General features: G+C 33.2%; 23 protein-coding genes, 1 tRNA gene and 1 pseudogene. 16 read left to right on the top strand and 9 right to left on the bottom strand.

Annotated features, from left to right (window positions below; genetic code table 11):
* Positions 1-97 precede the first annotated feature (97 nt).
* Positions 98-2,014, top strand: a complete 1,917-nt coding sequence (locus ACNO7W_RS06170; protein ID WP_417937419.1) for an amylosucrase — start codon at positions 98-100, stop codon at positions 2,012-2,014.
* A 76-nt stretch (positions 2,015-2,090) separates the two neighbouring features.
* Positions 2,091-2,441 (top strand): Dabb family protein, encoded by a 351-nt coding sequence (locus ACNO7W_RS06165; RefSeq protein ID WP_417937418.1) that lies wholly within the window; start codon positions 2,091-2,093, stop codon positions 2,439-2,441.
* A gap of 70 nt (positions 2,442-2,511) precedes the next feature.
* Here the strand turns inward: ACNO7W_RS06165 and ACNO7W_RS06160 are convergent.
* The 3 genes from ACNO7W_RS06160 to ACNO7W_RS06150 form a co-directional block, all read right to left on the bottom strand.
* Positions 2,512-2,586, bottom strand: a tRNA-Val gene (locus tag ACNO7W_RS06160).
* A gap of 209 nt (positions 2,587-2,795) precedes the next feature.
* The gene (locus tag ACNO7W_RS06155) at positions 2,796-3,479 is read right to left on the bottom strand and encodes a hypothetical protein (RefSeq protein WP_417937417.1); all 684 of its coding nucleotides are present in this window, start codon (positions 3,477-3,479) and stop codon (positions 2,796-2,798) included.
* A 227-nt stretch (positions 3,480-3,706) separates the two neighbouring features.
* On the bottom strand, positions 3,707-4,942 hold the full coding sequence (locus ACNO7W_RS06150; RefSeq protein WP_143387707.1) for a bifunctional folylpolyglutamate synthase/dihydrofolate synthase: 1,236 nt from the start codon (positions 4,940-4,942) through the stop codon (positions 3,707-3,709).
* Between the two features lie 128 nt (positions 4,943-5,070).
* Between ACNO7W_RS06150 and ACNO7W_RS06145 the strand changes: the two genes are divergently transcribed.
* Positions 5,071-5,766 carry a MotA/TolQ/ExbB proton channel family protein gene (locus ACNO7W_RS06145; protein WP_417937416.1) on the top strand — a complete coding sequence of 232 codons (696 nt, stop codon included), beginning with the start codon at positions 5,071-5,073 and terminating at the stop codon, positions 5,764-5,766.
* A gap of 1 nt (position 5,767) precedes the next feature.
* On the top strand, positions 5,768-6,163 hold the full coding sequence (locus ACNO7W_RS06140; protein WP_131916957.1) for an ExbD/TolR family protein: 396 nt from the start codon (positions 5,768-5,770) through the stop codon (positions 6,161-6,163).
* 254 nt (positions 6,164-6,417) lie between these two features.
* Here the strand turns inward: ACNO7W_RS06140 and ACNO7W_RS06135 are convergent, their stop codons facing one another.
* The 3 genes from ACNO7W_RS06135 to ACNO7W_RS06125 all read right to left on the bottom strand — a co-directional run bounded on the left by ACNO7W_RS06135 (position 6,418) and on the right by ACNO7W_RS06125 (position 9,880).
* Positions 6,418-7,317, bottom strand: a complete 900-nt coding sequence (locus tag ACNO7W_RS06135) for an energy transducer TonB (RefSeq protein WP_417937415.1) — start codon at positions 7,315-7,317, stop codon at positions 6,418-6,420.
* Positions 7,318-7,515: 198 nt separating this feature from the next.
* Positions 7,516-8,742, bottom strand: a complete 1,227-nt coding sequence (locus tag ACNO7W_RS06130) for a Glu/Leu/Phe/Val dehydrogenase dimerization domain-containing protein (protein WP_417937414.1) — start codon at positions 8,740-8,742, stop codon at positions 7,516-7,518.
* A 67-nt stretch (positions 8,743-8,809) separates the two neighbouring features.
* Positions 8,810-9,880, bottom strand: a complete 1,071-nt coding sequence (locus ACNO7W_RS06125) for an anhydro-N-acetylmuramic acid kinase (protein ID WP_417937413.1) — start codon at positions 9,878-9,880, stop codon at positions 8,810-8,812.
* A gap of 232 nt (positions 9,881-10,112) precedes the next feature.
* Between ACNO7W_RS06125 and ACNO7W_RS06120 the strand changes: the two genes are divergently transcribed.
* The 9 genes from ACNO7W_RS06120 to ACNO7W_RS06080 all read left to right on the top strand — a co-directional run bounded on the left by ACNO7W_RS06120 (position 10,113) and on the right by ACNO7W_RS06080 (position 16,962).
* Positions 10,113-11,252 (top strand): acyl-CoA dehydrogenase family protein, encoded by a 1,140-nt coding sequence (locus tag ACNO7W_RS06120; RefSeq protein ID WP_417937412.1) that lies wholly within the window; start codon positions 10,113-10,115, stop codon positions 11,250-11,252.
* Positions 11,253-11,353: 101 nt separating this feature from the next.
* Complete coding sequence (locus ACNO7W_RS06115) at positions 11,354-12,031, top strand: Crp/Fnr family transcriptional regulator (RefSeq protein WP_417937411.1); 678 nt, start codon at positions 11,354-11,356, stop codon at positions 12,029-12,031.
* Between the two features lie 175 nt (positions 12,032-12,206).
* Positions 12,207-12,647 (top strand): YHS domain-containing (seleno)protein, encoded by a 441-nt coding sequence (locus ACNO7W_RS06110; RefSeq protein ID WP_417937410.1) that lies wholly within the window; start codon positions 12,207-12,209, stop codon positions 12,645-12,647.
* A gap of 10 nt (positions 12,648-12,657) precedes the next feature.
* On the top strand, positions 12,658-13,047 hold the full coding sequence (locus tag ACNO7W_RS06105) for a DoxX family protein (protein WP_417937409.1): 390 nt from the start codon (positions 12,658-12,660) through the stop codon (positions 13,045-13,047).
* Position 13,048: 1 nt separating this feature from the next.
* Positions 13,049-13,537 (top strand): DinB family protein, encoded by a 489-nt coding sequence (locus ACNO7W_RS06100; protein ID WP_417937408.1) that lies wholly within the window; start codon positions 13,049-13,051, stop codon positions 13,535-13,537.
* A complete protein-coding gene (locus ACNO7W_RS06095; RefSeq protein ID WP_417937407.1) occupies positions 13,525-14,235 on the top strand; it encodes an NRDE family protein in 711 nt (236 codons plus the stop codon). Before ACNO7W_RS06100 ends, ACNO7W_RS06095 begins: the two co-directional genes overlap by 13 nt.
* 11 nt (positions 14,236-14,246) lie before the next feature.
* Positions 14,247-15,281, top strand: coding sequence for a D-alanine--D-alanine ligase (locus ACNO7W_RS06090; RefSeq protein WP_417937406.1), 1,035 nt, complete (start codon positions 14,247-14,249; stop codon positions 15,279-15,281).
* 4 nt (positions 15,282-15,285) lie between these two features.
* On the top strand, positions 15,286-15,927 hold the full coding sequence (locus ACNO7W_RS06085) for a hypothetical protein (protein WP_417937405.1): 642 nt from the start codon (positions 15,286-15,288) through the stop codon (positions 15,925-15,927).
* Between the two features lie 57 nt (positions 15,928-15,984).
* A complete protein-coding gene (locus tag ACNO7W_RS06080; protein WP_417937404.1) occupies positions 15,985-16,962 on the top strand; it encodes a M28 family peptidase in 978 nt (325 codons plus the stop codon).
* Between the two features lie 6 nt (positions 16,963-16,968).
* Here ACNO7W_RS06080 and ACNO7W_RS06075 read toward each other — a convergent pair whose 3' ends face one another.
* A complete protein-coding gene (locus ACNO7W_RS06075; protein WP_417937403.1) occupies positions 16,969-17,538 on the bottom strand; it encodes a GNAT family acetyltransferase in 570 nt (189 codons plus the stop codon).
* A gap of 132 nt (positions 17,539-17,670) precedes the next feature.
* On the opposite strand from ACNO7W_RS06075, the gene ACNO7W_RS06070 reads away from it, so the two are divergent.
* The 3 genes and pseudogenes from ACNO7W_RS06070 (at position 17,671) to ACNO7W_RS06060 (ending at position 19,361) form a co-directional block, all read left to right on the top strand.
* Positions 17,671-18,348, top strand: a complete 678-nt coding sequence (locus ACNO7W_RS06070; protein ID WP_143387682.1) for an SDR family NAD(P)-dependent oxidoreductase — start codon at positions 17,671-17,673, stop codon at positions 18,346-18,348.
* A 30-nt stretch (positions 18,349-18,378) separates the two neighbouring features.
* A pseudogene (locus ACNO7W_RS06065) lies at positions 18,379-18,732 on the top strand (four helix bundle protein).
* Positions 18,733-18,758: 26 nt separating this feature from the next.
* Positions 18,759-19,361, top strand: a complete 603-nt coding sequence (locus ACNO7W_RS06060) for a SprT-like domain-containing protein (RefSeq protein WP_143387679.1) — start codon at positions 18,759-18,761, stop codon at positions 19,359-19,361.
* A 14-nt stretch (positions 19,362-19,375) separates the two neighbouring features.
* Here ACNO7W_RS06060 and ACNO7W_RS06055 read toward each other — a convergent pair whose 3' ends face one another.
* On the bottom strand, positions 19,376-20,137 hold the full coding sequence (locus tag ACNO7W_RS06055; protein WP_143387677.1) for an ABC transporter ATP-binding protein: 762 nt from the start codon (positions 20,135-20,137) through the stop codon (positions 19,376-19,378).
* Positions 20,134-20,883 (bottom strand): MlaE family ABC transporter permease, encoded by a 750-nt coding sequence (locus tag ACNO7W_RS06050; protein ID WP_143387675.1) that lies wholly within the window; start codon positions 20,881-20,883, stop codon positions 20,134-20,136. The genes ACNO7W_RS06055 and ACNO7W_RS06050 overlap by 4 nt, the downstream gene beginning before the upstream one ends.
* Positions 20,884-20,943 lie beyond the last annotated feature (60 nt).

Here is a 20,943-nt window from a genome sequence, read left to right as displayed (position 1 = left end):
ATTTTTTTATTATATTTAAAATCATTTTATCTTTGGAAGTGGGGCTCTATATTATTTTAAGATAAATAATGATAAATAAGTAAATTTTTATAAAAATATGCAACAGGCTGAAAAGTTATCAAAATTAAATATCTTCTTAGAAGGTGTGAAAATTAAAGACAAGAATTTCCATTTAAGATTGGGAGCAAATTTTCCAATTATTAGTGATTTATATCAGAAATTATATGCTAACAGTCCCTATAAAGAGGAGGCGCTTGATTTATTATTGAAGTCTTTGGTCAAGAATTTTGAAGAACGTTCTCCTTTGCAAAAGAAGCGAGATATGACACGTGTTTCTAATCCAAACTGGTACTGCAGCGAGAAAATCGTAGGGATGATGTTGTATGTGGATCTTTTTAATACTGATTTTAATGGGCTGAAAGAGAAAATTCCTTACTTCAGAGATTTGGGAATTAATACAGTGCATTTGATGCCTTTTTTGGATGTGCCGGAATTTGAAAACGATGGAGGTTATGCGGTCCGCAATTATCGTGAAGTGAATCCTAAATTTGGAACGATGAAGGATTTTGAAGCTTTGGTACATGAGTTTCAAAAAAACGACATGAATTTGATTATGGATTTTGTCCTCAATCATTGTGCTGATCAGCATCAATGGGCTGTTGAGGCTCGTAAAGGACATCCTAAATACAAAGATTTTTTCTATTTTTTCCCAGACAGGAATTTACCGAATGCTTATGAACGGACAATGATCGAGATTTTCCCGGATACTTCGCCTGGAAATTTCACTTATTTGCCAGAGAGCGATCAATGGGTGATGACTTTGTTTTATGGCTATCAATGGGATTTGAATTATAAAAACCCAATGGTTTTAGTGGAAATGATAGACACCATGTTATTCTGGTCCAATAAAGGAATAGATATTTTTCGTTTAGATGCTGTAGCTTTCATGTGGAAGGAAATAGGAAAGTTTAATCAAAATCTGCCTGAAGTTCATCTTTTATTACAACTTTTTAAATTATGTGGTCAAATTGTAGCTCCGGGTGTGGCCTATATTGCTGAAGCGATTGTGGCTCCTGAAGAAATTATAAAATATTTTGGTGAAGGATTGTTTCAAGGAGATGAATGCGACATTGCTTATAATGCCAGTTTTATGGCGTTGAGTTGGGAAGCTTTGGCTACACGGAATACCAATTTGCTTAAAAAATCAATCAAAGCAGTTCCTAAGAAACCAAGAAATACAACATGGATAAATTATGCTCGTTGTCATGATGACATAGGATTGGGATTTGATGACAAATTAGTTGCTGAACTTGGATTAGATAGTTTGCAGCATCGCTTGTATATTTTAAAACATTATTGTGACGGTTTTAATGGCAGTTTTGCACTTGGACAGCGTTTTATGATTGAACATGAAACGGGTAATGCCCGCCTTTCAGGTTCTATGGCGGCATTGTGTGGGTTGGAAAAAGCATTGAAGGAAAACAACGAGAGAGAAATTAAACTGGGTATAAAACAAATCAATTTACAGCATGCTATCATTTTGTCTTTAGGGGGTTTGCCAATGATTTATAGCGGAGATGAGGTTGCCTTGCCAAATAATTATGAGTACTTAAATGATGAAAGTAAAAAGTATGATAACCGTTGGTTGCATCGTTCAAAAATGAATTGGAGTTTGGTTGAAAACATAGAAAATTCTCCATCAGCACAAGCTCAGGTCTATAAACAATTAAAAAAATTAATAAAAATTCGGAAACAAACGCCTGCTTTTGCGGATAATAATGATTTAGAATTTATTGATTATGAAAATACTCATTTGTTAGTATATAAAAAAACAAATAACAAGGATACCATTTATGTTATTGTAAATTTCTCAGAATTTGATACTTTTTTCGAAAGGCGTTTGTTTTTTGATTTGAACGAAAATAAATTATTCAATTTGCTAACGGAAAGTGAAATTGAGATTCACGAAAAAAACTTTATAAGTTCTTATGATGTATTATGGCTTAGAAAATAATAGTAATGTAAAAAAGTTGTCCGTTTTCATGAAATTTGAAAATTAAATAAAGATTAAAATATATAAATTAGTTCCTATGGATGATAATAAAACCTTTAGCTCGAGTGCTATTTCAACAGAACAAAATAATGTTCCAATACACCATTCGGTTATTTTTATATTTAAAGACGGAATGACAGCGCTTGAAAAACAAGATTTTTTTGATGCTGTCAGCAAATTAACCACAATTAATGGAGTTGAAAAATTTGAAATACTAAAGCAGACGAGTGTCAAAAACAAATTTGAGTACGGTATATTGATGGAGTTTAAAAATATGGAGGCATATCAATATTATAACAACCATCCTGATCATGTTGCTTTTGTTCAAAATATTTGGTTAAAACAGGTGGAAGACTTTTTAGAAATAGATTATGAAGCAATGGGCTAATCAGGAATCGATCCTAAAAGGAAAACTATAAAGCATAAAAAAACTCCATTATTTCTAATGGAGTTTTTTGTGGGCGATGAGGGGTTCGAACCCCCGACCCCCTCGGTGTAAACGAGGTGCTCTGAACCAGCTGAGCTAATCGCCCTAATACAATTTAGGTTTTTTTCATTTCCTTATTGCGAGTGCAAATATAAGCTTGTTTTTCGCTTATCCAAAATATTTTTAAATAAATTTCAATATTTTTTAAGAGTAAAATTATATTTGATTGGTATTTAATTTATTAGGTTTAATAAAATTCTCAAATAAACTCACGTTTGCTCGTGATAAGACAGAGTTTATTTGAGAAATCAGAATTTATTTGGATAAAGAAGGAACATTGGTGTAGATGAAGTCACCATGCATGCCAGTAAACGTCTTGTTGAATCCATCAAAAAACACTTTTCGGTCTTCTTTTTTTGGCCAAGCTGTTTTTATTAATTCATTTTGTTTATCGCTAGATTTTTCTAAATCGGCCAATGAATCATAATAATAGGCTTCAAGGAAATCCCTGCTGTCAGCTCCCCATGCATGGCGGTGAGGGTAATGTCCTTTTATATAAGGATTATTCATGGTAATTTTTTCATTGAATTCTTTTAGGCCTTTGCCTTGACCATTCATTGACATTTGTGATTTTCGCACATAAACGACCATAGGTTCTTTAGTAGTAGGTTTGAATTCTTTGGTGCCGGTAACAGAGGAGTAAATTTCGTCGGAATGTACAGGAGAATAATAACTGTTGTATTTTTCAAAAAAAGCAGTTCTGGCTTTTTCATCAGGCCAGCCTTTTTTAACTAGTTCATTAGTAGCTTCGCCTGATTTTTCTATGTCTTCCCAGGTTTTAAAAGCTGAAACGAGTAAAATTTCGGAACTGTTTTCTGTGTAATAATGATTAAGAATTTCGGAACCAATTATTAAATCATTCTTACTGGTAACTTTGTCAAAGTATTCTTGTTCAGTTTGCTTCCAGTCTTTTCCGTCGGAATCTAAATTCCTATGCATAGTCGTCACTGTAATAAATATAGGTTTCGGGGCTTCTTGAGCAAAAATGCCAATGCTTAACAAGAATGTTAAAATTAACATTCTTAATGCTAAATTGTCTTTCTTTTTTATAATAGTTTAAGAATTAAGTGATTAATAAAAATAATAGTCACATAAATTTAACAAATTATGAATCAAGTAGTTATTGAAATAAGTAATTTATTTTAGACAATAATTGTTGGCAAAATTTAAATCCCTTCATTTAAAGGTAATTCGGCTACTACGAAGGTGCTACCGCCAATAAAAATAAAATCATTTTTTGTAGCATTATTCTTAGCGGCGTGATAAGATTCTGCTACAGAGTGATATATGTCTCCTTTGAGATTGTATTTTTTTGCTTTTTCTTGTAAAATTGAGGAGTCTAAACCACGCGGGATGTTCGGTTTACAGAAATAATAAATTGCATTCTTTGGAAATAAAGGTAAAACTTCATCTAGATCTTTGTCATTCACAACTCCTAGTACAATATGTAATTTTTCGAAAGTTTCTTTTTGTATTTGATTCAAAACAATTTCTAGGCCGTTTTTGTTATGTGCTGTGTCGCAAATGACTTTTGGGGATTCACTTAATTGTTGCCACCTTCCTTGAAGTCCGGTGTTTTTAACAACCTGTAATAAACCGGATTTACTATTTTTAGGAGTGATTTTAAATTCTTTCTGGGCATTTAATACTGCAATGGTTTGCAAAACGGTTTTCTTATTATGCAACTGATAATCGCCAATTAAATCGGAAGGATATGTTTCTGAAATTAAATCAGAAGCAAAATAGATTTCGGAGTTGCATTCTTTGGCTTTAGCCAAAAAAACGGGCTGCGTTTCAGGGGTATATTCTCCAATTACTACGGGAACGTTAGACTTTATGATTCCAGCTTTTTCAAAAGCGACGGATTCCAGTGTGTTTCCTAGAAATTGGATATGATCCAATCCAATATTCGTAATTACGGAAACGAGCGGTGTAATAACATTAGTAGCGTCTAGTCGTCCGCCCATTCCAACTTCAATAATGGCTATGTCCACTTTTTCTTTTGCAAAATAATCAAAAGCCAATCCAACGGTCATTTCGAAAAAACTCATGTCATTTGCCTCGAAAAAAGTTTTATGTGTATTGATGAAATCAGTAACAAATTCTTCAGAAATTTCAATTCCATTAATTTTGATGCGTTCCCGAAAATCTTTTAAATGTGGAGAAGTGTATAGTCCAACTTTATAACCCGCTTCCTGAAGTATGGAAGCCAGCATGTGAGAAGTGGAGCCTTTTCCGTTTGTTCCTGCTACATGAATGCATTTTATTTTATCCTGGGGATTATCAAGATGATCGATAAGCAAATGGGTATTGGTTAAATCTTTTTTGTAGGCGGAAGCGCCCTGAAGTTGGTACATCGGGAGTTGGTTAAACATCCAATTTATAGTTTCCTGATAGTTCATTTTTGTAATAAAATAGAGTTGTTTAAAATATTTTTCGATTTTTTTAGTTTAATAGTACATCGAAAAGTATCTTTATTGCAAAATTGAAATAATTTTTAGAATAAATGATTAAAATACAATAATATTATATGTTTAGTTTTATACAATTACAGACCGACACCATTACCAACGCTGCATCAAACGTAGTTATCGAAAAAATTGCCCCAAACACTGAAATATCTACTTTAGGATTTCTTTTAAAAGGTGGTGTGTGGCTAATCCCAATTGGAATTCTATTATTTTACACTTTTTATTTGATTATAGAGCGCTACTTGTATATCAGTAAAGCATCAAAAATCGATAATCTTTTGATGAGAGATGTACGTGATAATCTAAATTCAGGGAATCTCGATTTGGCTCGATCTATTGCGGAAAGAAATAATACAGCTTCAGGAAATATTGTAAAAGAAGGTATTCTTGTTATTGGGAGACCAATTATTGAGATTGAATCCAATATGGATCGCGCTGCAGATATCGAAATAGGAGAAATGGAAAAGCATTTAGGCCATTTGGGACTTATTGCCGGAATTGCACCTACGTTAGGGTTTATAGGAACTATTTCAGGTGTAATTAAAATATTTTATAGTATCTCAGTTACTGAAAATATCAGTATTGGTAATATTTCCGGAGGATTATACGAGAAAATGATCAGTAGTGGAGCTGGATTAATAGTTGGTATTATTGCGTATAGTGGATATCATTTATTAAACGGTAAGATTGATAATTTTGCTTTAAAAATTCAAAAACAGATACTGGAGTTTGTGAATATTATTCAAAGATCGTAACATGTCTATAAAACGAAAAAGAAGATTTCATGCCGAGGTAGCGACTTCTTCATTAAGTGACATTATGTTTTTCTTGTTGTTGTTTTTTCTGATTATATCCACTTTGGCTAATCCCAATGTCATAAAAATGACTTTGCCAAAAGCTAAGTCCAATGAAAAAACAAACAAGCAATACATAAGTTTGTCCGTTACCGAGGACAAGAAATTCTATATTGATAAGCAAGCTGTTTCATTTGAAGAACTCGAAACGACTTTGATGTCTAAGATGAATTCAGAGAAAGATCAAACAGTTATTGTTCGCATTCCATTCAATTTACAAGTACAAGATTTAGTTGATGTGCTGCAAATAGGAGTGAAGAACAATCTGAAGTTTGTGATTGCTACCAGTCCCAAGTAAGTGTCATTGCGAGTTTTTACGAAGCAATTGCATCATTTGGGCGTGACCACAATAGAAAAAGGGGCTAATCAACATAAAGTTGATTAGCCCCTTTTTCTATTGTGGTCGGGCTATCCGCAGTACTTCGGTACTTGCTCCTATCCCTCACGCAAATTCCTAAACCACTAAATCGATAAGAAATTTTTTGTCATTCCGACGAAGGAGGAATCACAAGTTTAAGGGGTGTTTCATTCCTGTCAATTCGTGTTATAGCTTTAATTCAAATTGAAATTATAAACAATCTTGCCCACTTGTTTTTCTGGAGCATCGCCACTGGCATCCCATTTAGTATTCATCGCTGCGATTCTGGCTTGGTCCAATAAACATTTTGCTGTATTAGTTGTCCCTTTTATACCGGCAACGGCATTTATTGTTCTTCCATTTCTATCTACGGATACTTCTACCACAACTTTTCCTTGCTCATTACAAGTGTATTTTGGTGCGGGTTTAGAAATTGCTTTCCTGTTTCCTAAGGAATATCCAACTCCACCGCCAGAGCCACTTCCTGTTCCTCCACCGCTGCCAGAGCCATATCCGCTACCTGTTCCTATTCCGGTACCAGAGCCATTTCCGCCGCCTGTTCCTCCTCCGGAACCTCCAGTTCCATAGTAGCCATTAGAGCTTAAACTTCCGTTTGATTTTCCTTTATTTCCGGTTGCTTTGTCATCACCATCACCGCCTTTATTAGAGCCTTTTAGAATACTGGATAAAGCATCATTTGTATTATTGGAAACTTTAGGTTTTACAACGACTGGTTTTGTTTCTTCTTTTACAACTACTGTTGGTTTTTTAGTTTTTTCTTTTTGCGGAATGACAACGCTTTCTTCATTGCTGTTTTCCTGAGATAAAATAGCTTCGTCTGGAGTCGTTTTTGTTGGCGTTTGTTTAGTTTGGTTTTTTACTTCCAGAACTTCGCTTTTATAATTTGCCCCGGAACCTAAATCGCTGTCTCCAAAATTTACGGTAACGCCACCGCCACCGCCGCCGCCGGCAAGTTCGGCCATGTTTGATGGTGGCCAAAATCGGATGAAAAATAAAATCAACAACATTGTCGCATACAAAAGAATGGATATGGCTAAAGATTTCTTTTGGTCTGATGAAATGGTGGAACTCATTTGTATTTTAAATTTAAAAAAAGTGTATTACTAAAAAACGTTGAAAAGTACTAAAAATTGTCAAGAGTAAAAAGCTACTGACAGAATATAAATAAGATTGCACTTGTTCAAAATTGGAAATGAGAAAAGGGACTAAATAGATTTAATAAAATCTGCTTAATCCCAGTTCCGATAAATGGTAAGAATACTATTTTTATTTTAAGTAAGCTGCTTCAATGCAATTTCAAAAGCGGTGGCACTAATATTTGTTTTGCTTGGATTTAAATTATGCGCTTTTTCAATTGCTTTTTTAATCGTTTCCGATGTGTCTTGAAAGATAGCTTCATCCGTCATTTGTACTTTCTTTTCCATGAAATAAGCAAAAACGCGAGCCATTCCACAATTAGAAATAAAATCTGGAATTAAACTCACTTTATGATCCACATCTTCCATAATTGGGCCAAAAAATATGGCGGAGTCGGCAAAAGGAACGTTGGCACCACACGAAATTACCTCGAGACCATTTGCAATCAAACTGTCAATTTGAGATTGGGCTACTAATCTGGATGCTGCACATGGAGTGAATATTTCAGCGCCGATTGACCAGATTTTTTGATTGATTTCTTCAAAAGGAATCATGTTTTCGGCAACCAGTTTGTTTCCGTCTTTAGCAAGGAATAATGCTTTTATTTCTTCGAAAGTAAAACCTTCTTCATTTATCAATCCGCCATCTCTGTCAATAATACCGATGATTTTTGCTCCCATTTCAGCCAGATAAAATGCTGCAGCCGAACCTACATTTCCAAAACCTTGAACAATGGCTTTCTTGCCTTTTACATCTCCACCATAAATAGTATAATAACTACGAACTGCTTCAGCAACGCCAAAACCAGTAATCATATCTGCAATTGTATATTTTCGAGAAACGTCTGGAGAGAATTTCGGATTTTCAATCACTTTAACCACACCTTGACGCAATTGACCGATTCTATTGATTTTATCAGCTTCGGTAGGTTTGAAATGCCCATTAAAAACACCTTCTTGCGGATGCCAAACGCCACATTCTTCAGTCATTGGAATCACTTCATGAATTTCATCCACATTCAAATCACCACCAGTTCCGTAATAACTTTTCAATAAAGGAGAAACTGCTTTGTACCAACGTTGCAAAACACCTTTTTTTCTTGGATCATTTGGGTCAAAATTAATTCCGGATTTAGCACCGCCGATAGCAGGTCCTGAAACTGAAAATTTCACTTCCATTGTTTTTGCCAAAGATAAAACTTCATTCATATCTAACCCTTTTCTCATACGAGTTCCACCGCCAGCAGCACCACCACGAAGAGAATTAATTACAGTCCAACCTTCGGCTTCTGTTTCAGCATCTTTCCAATGGAAAACTATCTCAGGTTCTTTATTTTCGAATTTCTTTAATAAATCTTTCATTTGTTGCGATATGTTTAATTTTGACAAATATAAAAAATAGAATAATGCGAATTATGTATTTTTAATATTATTTTGAGTAATAAACATTTCCAGAGCTATGATCCATTTCAGAACCCGTAACACTGCTCAAAACATTGATTTCTCCTCGCAATTTTAATACACCAAGCAACGCAAAAATCAACGCTTCTTTGAATTCCAGAATTTTAGTTGAAGGAATTATGATTTTCATTTCCGGTAAATAGTACTGAATACGTTCGATAAGAAAATTATTGTAAGCGCCGCCACCAGTTATGAAAAGACTTCCTTTTTTATTTGGCAAAGCCAAAGCGATTTGCTGTGCTACATGTTCAGTGAAAGTGCATAATTTGTCTTCAATAGCAATTTCGAAACTTTCGATTAAAGGTAAAACGATTTCTTTTACAAACTCAAAACCTAATGATTTCGGGTATTTCTTTTGATAAAAATCTAAAGCATTTAACTCATTTAGTAAATTAGTATCGATTTTTCCAGTTCTTGAAATGTTACCTTTATCATCATAATCTAATCCCAATTGATTAGCATAAAAATTCAAAACGGTGTTAACTGGTGAAATATCAAAGGCAATTCGTTGCTTGTTTTGTTCAAAAGATACATTCGAAAAACCGCCTAAATTCATGCAATAATCATATTGAGGAAATAAAATTCGGTCGCCAATAGGAACCAAAGGAGCACCTTGACCACCAAGTTGAACATCCTGTACTCTAAAGTCGCAAACTACCGTTTGGGGAATTAAAGAGGCCATTTCGGGTAAATTACCAATTTGGAGTGTAAAACCATTTTGTGGTTGATGCAAAATAGTATGTCCATGGGAACAAACGGCATCCAGATTTTCGATTTTATGTTTTTCGATAAAATCTGTAATAATGGAAGCGAGAAGTTGCGTATAGTTCTGATTTAATTTTTCGAGTTGTTCTTTAGAATAATCTACCGCAGATTTTAGGCTTTTTATCCAACTTGAACTATAGGCTATAGTTTCGCTTTCAAGAATTTCGAAAGTCCATTTATTGTTCTTTACACTAAATTGAATATGTGCTAAATCGACTCCATCAAGCGAAGTTCCTGACATTACTCCGATAACGTTATAGTAATCTTCTTTCATTGAATAAATTTCTAAATCAAAATTGATAATTTAATAATAAAAAAGTATCTTTGGATGCTTTTTTTAAATAAAAAGTAATTTAATGTGCGCAACTCAAAATAATCATCAATTTTAAAACAAAAAGTAAAAAATATAAAAAACTTTCTTAAGCTGTAAATTTAAGGATTGTAATTGAGTAATTTTACTTTTATTTGTAGAGTTGAAATTTTAATAAAATAAACGATATATAGTTATGGATTTTAATCTAACCGAAGAGCAGTTAATGATTCAGCAAGCAGCTAAAGATTTTGCTCAAAACGAATTATTGCCAGGTGTCATAGAAAGAGATGAATTTTCTAAATTTCCAACGGAGCAGGTGAAAAAAATGGCTGAGCTTGGTTTTTTAGGAATGATGGTTGACCCTAAATATGGTGGTTCCGGATTGGATAGCATTTCTTATGTTTTGGCGATAACTGAAATTGCAAAAATAGATGCATCTTCTGCAGTTGTAATGTCTGTAAATAACTCTTTAGTTTGTGCAGGTTTAGAAAAGTATTGTAATGAAGAACAAAAAATGAAATATTTAGTTCCTCTTGCCAAAGGAGAAGTAATAGGTGCTTTTTGTTTGTCTGAACCTGAAGCGGGTTCTGATGCAACTTCGCAAAAAACGACTGCAATCGATAAGGGAGATTATTACTTATTGAATGGAACCAAAAACTGGATTACTAATGGATCTTCAGCTTCAACATATATTGTAATTGCTCAAACCGATATTGAAAAAAAACATAAAGGGATTAATGCTTTTATTGTTGAAAAAGGTTGGGCAGGTTTTGATATCGGTCCAAAAGAGAAAAAAATGGGAATTCGTGGTTCGGATACCCATTCTTTAATGTTTAATGATGTTAGAGTACCAAAGGAAAACCGAATCGGAGCAGATGGATTTGGATTCAATTTTGCGATGAGTGTACTAAATGGCGGAAGAATAGGAATTGCTTCCCAAGCATTGGGAATTGCCACTGGTGCTTATGAATTGGCCTTAAAATATTCACAAGAGCGTAAGGCTTTTGGAAAAGAAATTTTCAAACATCAAGCTATCGCTTTTAAATTAGCGGATATGGCAACTCAAATTATGGCTGCCAGAATGTTGTGTTTTAAAGCCGCTTCTGAAAAAGATTTAGGAATGGATATTTCTCAATCTGGAGCAATGGCTAAGTTATTTGCTTCCCAAACTGCGATGGATACTACTATTGAAGCAGTTCAAATTCATGGTGGAAATGGCTATGTAGCCGAGTATCATGTGGAGCGCATGATGCGTGATGCTAAAATTACTCAAATATATGAGGGAACTTCTGAAATTCAGCGTATTGTGATTTCAAGAACATTAGTTTCATAAATAAAATTGTATTAAATTTTCAAGCCCTTTCAAGTTTTGATTTGAAAGGGTTTTGTTTTTTAAGTCATTTTTTTAATACATTTACTGAAAGAATTACTTTCATGTACGAAGATTTAAAATATTGGTATTTGCGCGATCACAAATTGTTTCGGACTTTGAGTTTTGGACAAATCAAACAATTGTGCATTATTACCGGTTTTAAAAAAGCCCAGAAAGGCGAAATTATTTATTTTTCCTCTTCAGATGTGCCAAGAATTTTTCTGCTAAAAAAAGGAAATATTAAAATCGTAGCAGTTGATGAAGACGGAAATGAAACTATAAAAGATATTATTCAAAAAGGGGATTTATTCGGGGAACTAGCTTTAGAAGCTGATGATCAAACGAATGAATATGCAAAAGTACTTTCTGATGACGTGGCTATTTGCAGTTTTCTAATGGCTGACTTTGAAGATTTATTGTTGCGAAATCCTAGTTTGGCACTTTCTTATACCAAATTTGTTGGTTTAAAAATGAAACGCATCAAGAACAGTTATTCTAATTTGATTTCTAAAGATGCCAAAACCAGATTGTTTCAGTTTCTAAAAGATTGGGCTGAAAAAGAAGGTAAAAGGATAGGGAATAAAGTAGTGATTGAAAATTATCTGACACAAAACGATATTGCACAGATTATTTGTACTTCAAGACAGACTGCGACTCAATTACTCAATGAAATGGAAACTAACGGAACACTGATTTATAACCGAAAAGAAATCATTATTTCGGATATATCAAAACTGTAGTTTCAATTATTTCGTATCTATTGTAAAGTAGCTGACAAATGGCTTTTTTGATTCTAAATATCTTTGTTTAAGAAATAAACGAAGTTTCTTTTTAAATTAAAATACAATGAAATCGAAGATTCATGAATGCCAAAAAAGCAATTTTAAATTGTGGAGTAAAAAACAAATTCTCTATATGTTCGTTAGTATTATTTCATTAACAACAGTTGCACAAAACGAAAATAGTCGATTAACTCATTTCAATTTAGAACGTAAAGTTGCCTTACAAGGTTACGACCCAGTCGCTTATTTTAAACAAGGTAAAGCTGTGAAAGGGAAAAAAGAATTAACGGCATCGTATGAAGGGATTACATATAATTTTTCGATACCAGTAAATAGAGAATATTTCTTGAAAAATCCTTTAAAATATGAACCACAATTTGGAGGCTGGTGTGCTTATGCGATGGGGGATTCCGGCGAAAAAGTGGAGATAAACCCACAAACTTTTAAGATTGTTGACGAAAAATTATATTTATTTTATAATGCTTATTTCAATAATACATTGAAAATTTGGAATAAAGAGGAAGCTAATTTGAAGTCAAAAGCAGAGAACAATTGGAAAAAAATAATCAAATAAAACTGGAATCATGAAAACAACTATTTTATCTTGGGTTTTACGTATTACAGTGGCAGTAATTTTGTCACAAACGTTATATTTTAAATTTACTGCCGCCGAGGAAAGTATTTATATTTTTACTGCTTTGGGAGTAGAACCTTATGGAAGAATTGGTACTGGAATTTTAGAATTGATTACTGTAATTCTAATTTTAATACCCAGAACTACATTGCTTGGAGCATTATTAGGTTGCGGAATAATGGTTGGTGCTATTTTTTCACATCTATTTGTTCTTGGAATTGAAATAGAAAATGATGGTGGAACGCTATTTGCGTTGGCTAACATAATCTTATTTAGTTGTCTTACTTTATTTTTTTTAAATAGAGATAAAATACCAAATTTGTTAAAATTAAAACTCTGATATGCTGATACCTTCTATTACTAATAGTCTAAACGAATTGATTGATTTGCTCAATCAATTATCGAAAAAGGATTACTCAAATCCATGTGCTGAATTGAGCAATGCCAGTATTGGTGAACACACGAGGCATATTATAGAAATGTTTCAGTGTCTTGAAAATCAATACGATTTAGGGATAGTGAATTATGACAAGAGGGAGCGTAATGTTTTGATCCAGAACGATGCAAACTTTGCAATTCAGCATATTTTAACTATTCAAAACGATTTAGAAAAACAGAATAAAAATATTGAGTTGCAACAGATTATTGATGGAGAGGAAATTCGAATTCAAAGTAACTATTATAGAGAGTTGCTTTATAATTTGGAGCATTGTATTCATCATCAGGCGCTGATAAAAGTAGCTATTTTACAATGTGAAAATGTCATTGTTGATGAAAATTTTGGTGTCGCACGTTCTACAATCGAATATAGGAATCAATGTGCACAGTAAGTTTTGTCAATGTCAATGATACAATTATCATTACCTCAAATCGAGATGAAAAAGTAATCAGGCCAAGTGCAATACCACCTAAAGATTATACCATTAACGGAAAAAATCTAATTTTTCCAAAAGATTCAAAAGCTGGAGGAACTTGGTTTGTTGTCGATGCAAATGGGGCAGTTTTGGTTTTATTGAATGGAGCTGACGAAAAACACAAAGTAGAACTTCCTTATAGAAAAAGTCGGGGTTTGATTGTTTTGGATATTATTAGTAGGGTGTCACCAAAGGACTTTTGGAATGAAATTGATTTGGAAAATATAGAACCTTTTACATTGGTTTTATTCCAAAATAGGGAGCTATTTCAATTGCGATGGAATGGTAATCAGAAAGAAGCGACTCCTTTAGATATTCATAAAAATCACATTTGGTCTTCGTCAACCTTGTATCCAGCAGAAATCCGGGAGAAACGTACGAATTGGTTTTATACTTTTTTGGATGCAAATCCAGAAATTTCAGAAGCCGAGATGCTTCATTTTCATCGCTATACCGAAGAGAAAAACCAAGAAAACGGATTGGTTATCAATCGAAATGACGAAATGAAAACCTTGAGTATTACCCAATCTGTAATCGAAAAAAATAAAGTCGCTATCTTGCATTGCGATTTGATTACACAAAAAGATTATAGGACCTCATTTATCACTATTTAAAATTTTCTCAATTGAAATTACTTTTTCATAAGATTACGCATTGGGAATATTGGCCGTTTCAGATTGTTTATATTCCAATTTATTTTCTTTGGGCATTTTATTCGCTTAAAGCAAAATCGATTTTTTTCTTCAACGCTTCTAATCCAACCATAAAAAATGGTGGATTTATGATGGAGTCTAAAAAAGCTATCTACGATTTAATTCCACAACGGTATTATCCAAAAACCGAACTCATAATAGAAGGAACTTCACTGGAAGAAATTTTAAAAATAATCGAATTTTCGGGAATAAAATATCCATTGATAGCAAAACCAGATATTGGTTTGCGTGGTTCGGGAGTCAAGAAAATAGATACTGTTGCCGACTTAAAAATATATGCAGAAAAGGCAAATTTTGATTATGTAGTACAAGATTTAATTCCTTTCGAAAATGAAGTTGGAATTTTTTATGTGCGTTATCCACACGAGAAAAAGGGTGAAATAACTGGTATAGTTTCCAAAGAATTTCTGATTATTTCGGGAGATGGAATTGCAACTATTGAACAGTTAATCAGGAAAAATCCGCGTTACGAATTGCAACTTAAAGTATTGAAACAAGAATACGGCAAGAAATTATTGAAGGTTCTCCCAAAAGGTGAAAAACTAAATTTAGTGCCTTATGGGAATCATGCCCGTGGCGCGAAATTTATTGACGGAAGCCATTGGATAACCCCAAAATTAACCGATACCATTAATGAAATGTGTTTGCAAATTCCGGGTTTCTATTTCGGAAGATTAGATGTTATGTACACTACTTTGGATGAATTAGAACAAGGAAAAAACTTCTCTATTGTTGAGTTGAATGGAGCTGCAAGTGAACCCACACATATTTATGACCCGAAGCATTCTTTACTATTTGCTTGGAAAGAACTCGCTCGACATATTACGTATATGTATGAAATAAGTGTAGTAAATCATAAAAATGGAAGTCCATATTTAGCGCACAAAGCAGGTATGAAAGAATATTGCTTGCATTTAGAGCAAAGCAATAAAATTGTAAATTTCTAATAAAATGAAAGTTGTAAAAAATATTCTCGTTGGTTCCTTAGTGAGCTTTATTGGCTCAGTTCCACTGGGATATTTAAATATTATTGGGTTCGAAATTTACTCTGAATTAGGTATAAATAGTTTGATTTTTTATTTGTTGGGTGTTATTTTGGTTGAGTTTTTTGTCATTTACTTCACGTTGATTTTTGCAAATCAATTGGTAAGTAATAAAAAATTGATGAAAGTGATCGATTTTTTTGCTGTTTTCTTTTTGCTGTTTCTGGGGTATTCTTTTTATGTTCATTCGAATCAAACACCAGAAAATCATAATGATTTAGAAAAATTTATTATGTATTCGCCTTTTCTCATTGGTATGTTTTTGAATTGTATCAATTTTCTTCAATTACCATTTTGGACAGGTTGGAATCTCTATTTGATTAATGGGAATTATATTGCTATCGAAAAAAGACTTAAATATTATTACGTTTTTGGAACTTTAGTAGGGACGTTTTTTGGAATGCTGGCTTTAGTAACTATTCTAAATTTGTTTTCCCAAAACACGGCTAGTTTCTCAAGATATATATTGCCTGTAATTATTCCGTTATTTTTTGTAGTTTTAGCTCTAATTCAAATGTATGCGGTCTACAAAAAATATTATAAGAAATAAGATTTTGATCCTATCTATTTAAATAAGATTTGCTCCTTAACCAAAGAATTACAAACTATGAAAAATACACTTTTACTTCTTCCATTCGTTTTATTCGGATGTTTATCAACTTCTTCTATCACGGCCCAAGCCACAAACGATACCCGATTAAAACTATTAGAAGCTGAATATAAAGTCAAAGAAAATGATGTTGCAGAAACGTTGAAATATTTGACTTCTGACGAGTTAGAAGGTAGGGAAACCGGAACAAAAGGAATGGTAAAAGCGGCTGATTATTTGGAGCAGTTTTTTAAAAACAACGATGTAAAGCCTTATTTTAAATCGTATCGCGATACGTTATCAACTTTCAAAGAAACGGCATTCAATATTGTAGGTTTTGTTGAAGGTACTGACGCTGTTTTGAAAAATGAATTTATAATTCTAAGTGCGCATTATGATCATATTGGAATTGATAAAAAGGGAGTCAATGGAGATTTTATAAATAATGGTGCCAATGATGATGCGTCAGGAACAACTGCAGTTGCTGAAATGGCTAAATATTTCAGTGCTGTTAAAAACAATAAAAGAAGTGTTCTTTTCGTGTTTTTTACAGGAGAAGAAAAAGGATTGTTAGGTTCTAAACATTTAGCTAAAAAGCTGAAAGCACAAAACTTTAATTTATACGCGCAATTCAATATTGAGATGATTGGAGTGCCGATGAAAAGAGATTATCTAGCTTATATTACTGGTTTTGATAAATCGAATATGGCGAGTAAAATAAATGAATATACCGGAAAAAATACGATTGGTTTTCTTCCAAAAGAAGCCGAATACCAATTGTTTTACAGATCAGATAATTATTCTTTTTACAATGAGTTTCATGTGCCTTGTCAATCTGTGAGTACGTTTGATTTTGAAAATTTTGAATTCTATCATCATGTTTCGGATGAATTTAAAGCTATGGATTTATCTCACATGACTTCGTTTATTCAGGAATTATTACCTGCCGTTACGCAAATGGCCAATACACCAACACACGAAATTCACATGAATTAGTGAGTTTTAGATAACGGGCTTATTCATGTCATAAGCCAAAATAAAATAATTGTTATTGTTGAATTGAAAATCAGCGATGATCGTCCATTTTAGTTTTTCGGTATGCGCTTTTGTAGATGGAATATTGGTTTTATTGATAAAGGTCAAAGCCAATGGATATCGTTGTACAATATTGATTCTCATAAATTCGAAAAGTGGTGTTATTAATCCTTTTCCTCGATATTCCTTATGAATACAAATAGGTCCATACTGAAAGCTATTGGTTGTAGTAATATCGAAATCTAAAAATTTAAGATTAGGAAATAATGTAGTCATATAATTGAATATGGGCCATTGGTTGAAAAAATCCCAGCCTCCTGCAAAAATATAAGCGATGATTTTAGTATTGTCTTTGGCGATAAACAAGCCTTGTTGTCCTATGACTTCGGTTAGTTGAGGGGTTGAAAACGGCGTAGTGACAAACCCTGAAGCTTTTTCTTCTTCGGATAAATTAGATACCAGATACAATTCCTGTAATGCCAAAATTCCATCAATATCATTCAGTTTTGCTATTTCTAATTGTATGTTTTCTGTCATTTGCTGCGAATTCAAATAGTATTTTGTTTCGGCAAAATTAAGCATAATTATAGAAAACCTTATTTTTATATTTGAAACAATACCTACAGCTAAAATGATGCTTTTTTTAGTGTTTTTGTTTATTTTTGCTACATGAAAAATATTATTATTACAGGAACTAGTAGAGGGATAGGATATGAGTTGGCATTGCAATTTGCCAAGGCTGGACATCAAGTGTTAGCCATTTCAAGAAAAATTCCGCAAGCTTTATTAGGGAATGAAAATATCACTTGCCTTTCGGTTGATTTATCTAATGAATCAGAATTAGAGAAAGTGCAAGATTTTCTTTCTAAGTCTTGGAAACAAATTGATGCGGTCATTCATAATGCAGGAAGTTTATTGTTGAAACCATTTTCAGAAACAACTCAGGAAGATTTCGAAAATATCTATAAAGTCAATGTTTTTGGAGTTGCTAATTTGACTCGCATTTGTTTGCCTTATTTACAAAAAGGAAGCCATGTAGTAACAATAAGTTCTATGGGCGGAATTCAGGGAAGTTTGAAATTTGCAGGACTTGCAGCTTATAGTTCCAGTAAAGGTGCTGTTATTACATTATCAGAATTATTAGCTGAGGAATATAAAGAAAGAGGTATTGCTTTTAATGTTTTGGCTTTAGGTTCGGTTCAAACAGAAATGTTAGCTGAAGCTTTTCCAGGCTATCAAGCTCCAATTACAGCGAGTGAAATGGCGGATTATATTTTTAATTTTACGTTGACGGGAAATAAATATTTCAACGGAAAAGTGTTGCAAGTGTCTTCTACAAATCCGTAACTTAGAGTTATAAATTTTAAGTTATGAATTATGAGTGAAAGTATTGTAAAAACAAAGAGTTTTGAGTTGGCAATTAGAGGTGTAAATTTTTACAAATACTTGGTCGCTGAAAAGAAAGAATATATTATGAGTAAACAATTTTTGCGTTCAGTTACTTCTGTTTGAGCAAATGTCCGTGAAGCGGTAAATGCGCAAAGCAAGCCTGATTTTATTCATAAGTTGTCAATAGCTCAGAAAGAATGTAATGAATCTCTTTATTGGTTAGAGGTTTTAAAAGAAACCAATTATATTTCCGAGATAGAATTTGAATCAATTTACAAACAGAATAATGAAGTTTTGAAAATTATACGAAGTATTATAATAACCTCAAAGAAAAACTCATAACTTATAATTCCTAACTCATAACTATTTTGAGCGAAACCTTAGCAAGATATATTCCAGAACATGCTGTAAAACCAGTTTTTGAACTTATTGTTGTCAATCAAGTGCATCTTAAGATTGTAAATGAAAGACAAACGCGTCATGGTGATTATCGAAAAGGCTTAAATGGGAAGCATGAAATCACGGTAAATTCAAACCTGAATAAATACAAGTTTCTGATTACGCTGATTCATGAAATTTCTCATTTGGTTGCGTTTGAAAAATTTGGAAGGAATATTAAGCCTCATGGAAACGAGTGGAAGTATTCATTTCAAAGGTTGATGATTCCATACATTCGTCCAGAGATTTTTCCAAATCATTTATTGCCGTTGTTGGCGAGACATTTCAAAAACCCAACAGCCAGTAGCGATACCGATGCTACTTTAGCATTGGCATTGAAGCAATTTGACCAGCAAAACGACAAAAATTATGTGTTCGAAATTCCTTACGGCAGTGTTTTTCGAATCCAAAACGGAAAGATTTTCAAGAAAATAGCCATAAGAACCAAGCGTTTTGAATGCCTTGAAGTGAGTTCAGGGAAAACCTATCTTTTTAATCCAAATGCGGAGGTAGAGTTATTAAAAACAAGTTAAATTTGGCGTAATTTTTATTCCTTCAAATAAGCTTCTCGTACTTTTTTGAATAAATTCGAAGAATAGACAAAGTCCACTACAGCTTCGTTATCGGTTCTGAAAATTTCTTCTTTAGTTCCTTCCCAAGCTTTTAAACCATCTTTCAAGAATAAAATTTTCTCCCCAATTTCCATAACCGAGTTCATATCATGCGTGTTTATTACGGTTGTGATATTGTACTCTTCGGTAATTTCTTTGATAAGATTATCTATCAATATAGCCGTGTTTGGGTCTAATCCAGAATTGGGTTCGTCACAAAACAGGTATTTCGGATTGTTTACGATAGCGCGGGCAATTGCCACACGTTTTTGCATTCCTCCTGAAATTTCCGAAGGTAATTTTTTATGTGCGTCAGTAAGGTTAACTCTTTTTAATACAAAATCTACGCGTTTCTGAATTTTTGAATTATTGTCTTTGGTGAACATTTTTAACGGGAAACCTACGTTTTCCGCTACGGTCATGGAATCAAACAAGGCACTTCCTTGAAAAACCATTCCTATTTCAGTTCGTAAATCTCGTTTTTCCTCTGGGCTTAATTCAGAATATATTCTACCGTCAAATGAAATTGTTCCAGATTCGGGTGTATGTATGCCTAAAAGACTTTTTAGCAGAACGGTTTTGCCAGATCCACTTTGTCCAATAATTAAATTTGTTTTTCCGGTTTCAAAAACTGTCGAAACACCTTTAAGAATTTTGATGCCGCCAAATGATTTTTCTACATTTTTTACTTCTATCATGAGCCTAATAACAGTTGTGTTAATATATAATTGAAAGAAATTATTGAAACCGATGTCCAAACAAATGATACGGTACTTGCTCTTCCTACTTCAAGTGCACCGCCCTTCATGTAATATCCGTGAAAAGAAGGAATGGTTGCTAATAACATCGCGAAAATCAATGTTTTTAGAAAAGCATAAACGATATGAAATGGAATAAAATCCAATTGCGCACCATTTATAAATTCGGCGCTTGAGGTAAAACCACCATAAACACCAGCCATCCAGCCACCTAATACTCCCAGGAACATACTGATTCCAATGACAAATGGATATAATAGTAAGGCAATTATTTTTGGAAAAACTAAATAGTTTAACGAATTAACGCCCATGACTTCTAGTGCGTCAATTTGTTCTGTCACTCTCATGGTTCCAATACTTGATGTGATAAAAGAACCCATTTTTCCAGCCATAATCACCGAGATGAAAGTGGGTGCGAATTCTAATATTACCGATTGTCTGGTTGCAAAACCAATAAGATATTTTGGGATTAATGGATTGGTCAAGTTTAAGGCAGTTTGAATGGCAACAACACCTCCAACAAAGAAAGAAATGAAAGCCACAATACCCAAAGAACCAATAATTAAATCGTCAATTTCCTTGAAAATTAGATTTCTCATCACAGACCATTTAGTCTGTTTATTGAAAATTTCTTTCAGCATTAAGAAGTATCTTCCTATCTGCGTTATATATCGAATGAGCATCATAGTTTTGCGATTATGGGCTAAATTACAAAAATAGTTATGAGTTATAAGTTTTGAGTTCGT

The sequence above is a fragment of the Flavobacterium sp. ZB4R12 genome (assembly GCF_048276375.1).
Classification (GTDB): Bacteria; Bacteroidota; Bacteroidia; order Flavobacteriales; family Flavobacteriaceae; genus Flavobacterium; species Flavobacterium gawalongense.
This window is presented reverse-complemented; position numbering and strand designations above follow the sequence as displayed.

Excerpts from the sequence above, each read along its gene's own strand:
- ACNO7W_RS06105 (WP_417937409.1), top strand. The coding sequence starts at position 12,658 with ATGAAAACAACTATTTTATCTTGGGTTTTACGTATTACAGTGGCAGTA.
- ACNO7W_RS06075 (WP_417937403.1), bottom strand. The coding sequence starts at position 17,538 with ATGACAGAAAACATACAATTAGAAATAGCAAAACTGAATGATATTGAT.
- ACNO7W_RS06145 (WP_417937416.1), top strand. The coding sequence starts at position 5,071 with ATGTTTAGTTTTATACAATTACAGACCGACACCATTACCAACGCTGCA.
- ACNO7W_RS06115 (WP_417937411.1), top strand. The coding sequence starts at position 11,354 with ATGTACGAAGATTTAAAATATTGGTATTTGCGCGATCACAAATTGTTT.
- ACNO7W_RS06120 (WP_417937412.1), top strand. The coding sequence starts at position 10,113 with ATGGATTTTAATCTAACCGAAGAGCAGTTAATGATTCAGCAAGCAGCT.
- ACNO7W_RS06150 (WP_143387707.1), bottom strand. The coding sequence starts at position 4,942 with ATGAACTATCAGGAAACTATAAATTGGATGTTTAACCAACTCCCGATG.
- ACNO7W_RS06080 (WP_417937404.1), top strand. The coding sequence starts at position 15,985 with ATGAAAAATACACTTTTACTTCTTCCATTCGTTTTATTCGGATGTTTA.
- ACNO7W_RS06095 (WP_417937407.1), top strand. The coding sequence starts at position 13,525 with ATGTGCACAGTAAGTTTTGTCAATGTCAATGATACAATTATCATTACC.
- ACNO7W_RS06050 (WP_143387675.1), bottom strand. The coding sequence starts at position 20,883 with ATGATGCTCATTCGATATATAACGCAGATAGGAAGATACTTCTTAATG.
- ACNO7W_RS06135 (WP_417937415.1), bottom strand. The coding sequence starts at position 7,317 with ATGAGTTCCACCATTTCATCAGACCAAAAGAAATCTTTAGCCATATCC.
- ACNO7W_RS06100 (WP_417937408.1), top strand. The coding sequence starts at position 13,049 with ATGCTGATACCTTCTATTACTAATAGTCTAAACGAATTGATTGATTTG.
- ACNO7W_RS06165 (WP_417937418.1), top strand. The coding sequence starts at position 2,091 with ATGGATGATAATAAAACCTTTAGCTCGAGTGCTATTTCAACAGAACAA.
- ACNO7W_RS06130 (WP_417937414.1), bottom strand. The coding sequence starts at position 8,742 with ATGAAAGATTTATTAAAGAAATTCGAAAATAAAGAACCTGAGATAGTT.
- ACNO7W_RS06125 (WP_417937413.1), bottom strand. The coding sequence starts at position 9,880 with ATGAAAGAAGATTACTATAACGTTATCGGAGTAATGTCAGGAACTTCG.
- ACNO7W_RS06170 (WP_417937419.1), top strand. The coding sequence starts at position 98 with ATGCAACAGGCTGAAAAGTTATCAAAATTAAATATCTTCTTAGAAGGT.
- ACNO7W_RS06085 (WP_417937405.1), top strand. The coding sequence starts at position 15,286 with ATGAAAGTTGTAAAAAATATTCTCGTTGGTTCCTTAGTGAGCTTTATT.
- ACNO7W_RS06155 (WP_417937417.1), bottom strand. The coding sequence starts at position 3,479 with ATGCATAGGAATTTAGATTCCGACGGAAAAGACTGGAAGCAAACTGAA.
- ACNO7W_RS06140 (WP_131916957.1), top strand. The coding sequence starts at position 5,768 with ATGTCTATAAAACGAAAAAGAAGATTTCATGCCGAGGTAGCGACTTCT.
- ACNO7W_RS06110 (WP_417937410.1), top strand. The coding sequence starts at position 12,207 with ATGTTCGTTAGTATTATTTCATTAACAACAGTTGCACAAAACGAAAAT.
- ACNO7W_RS06055 (WP_143387677.1), bottom strand. The coding sequence starts at position 20,137 with ATGATAGAAGTAAAAAATGTAGAAAAATCATTTGGCGGCATCAAAATT.
- ACNO7W_RS06070 (WP_143387682.1), top strand. The coding sequence starts at position 17,671 with ATGAAAAATATTATTATTACAGGAACTAGTAGAGGGATAGGATATGAG.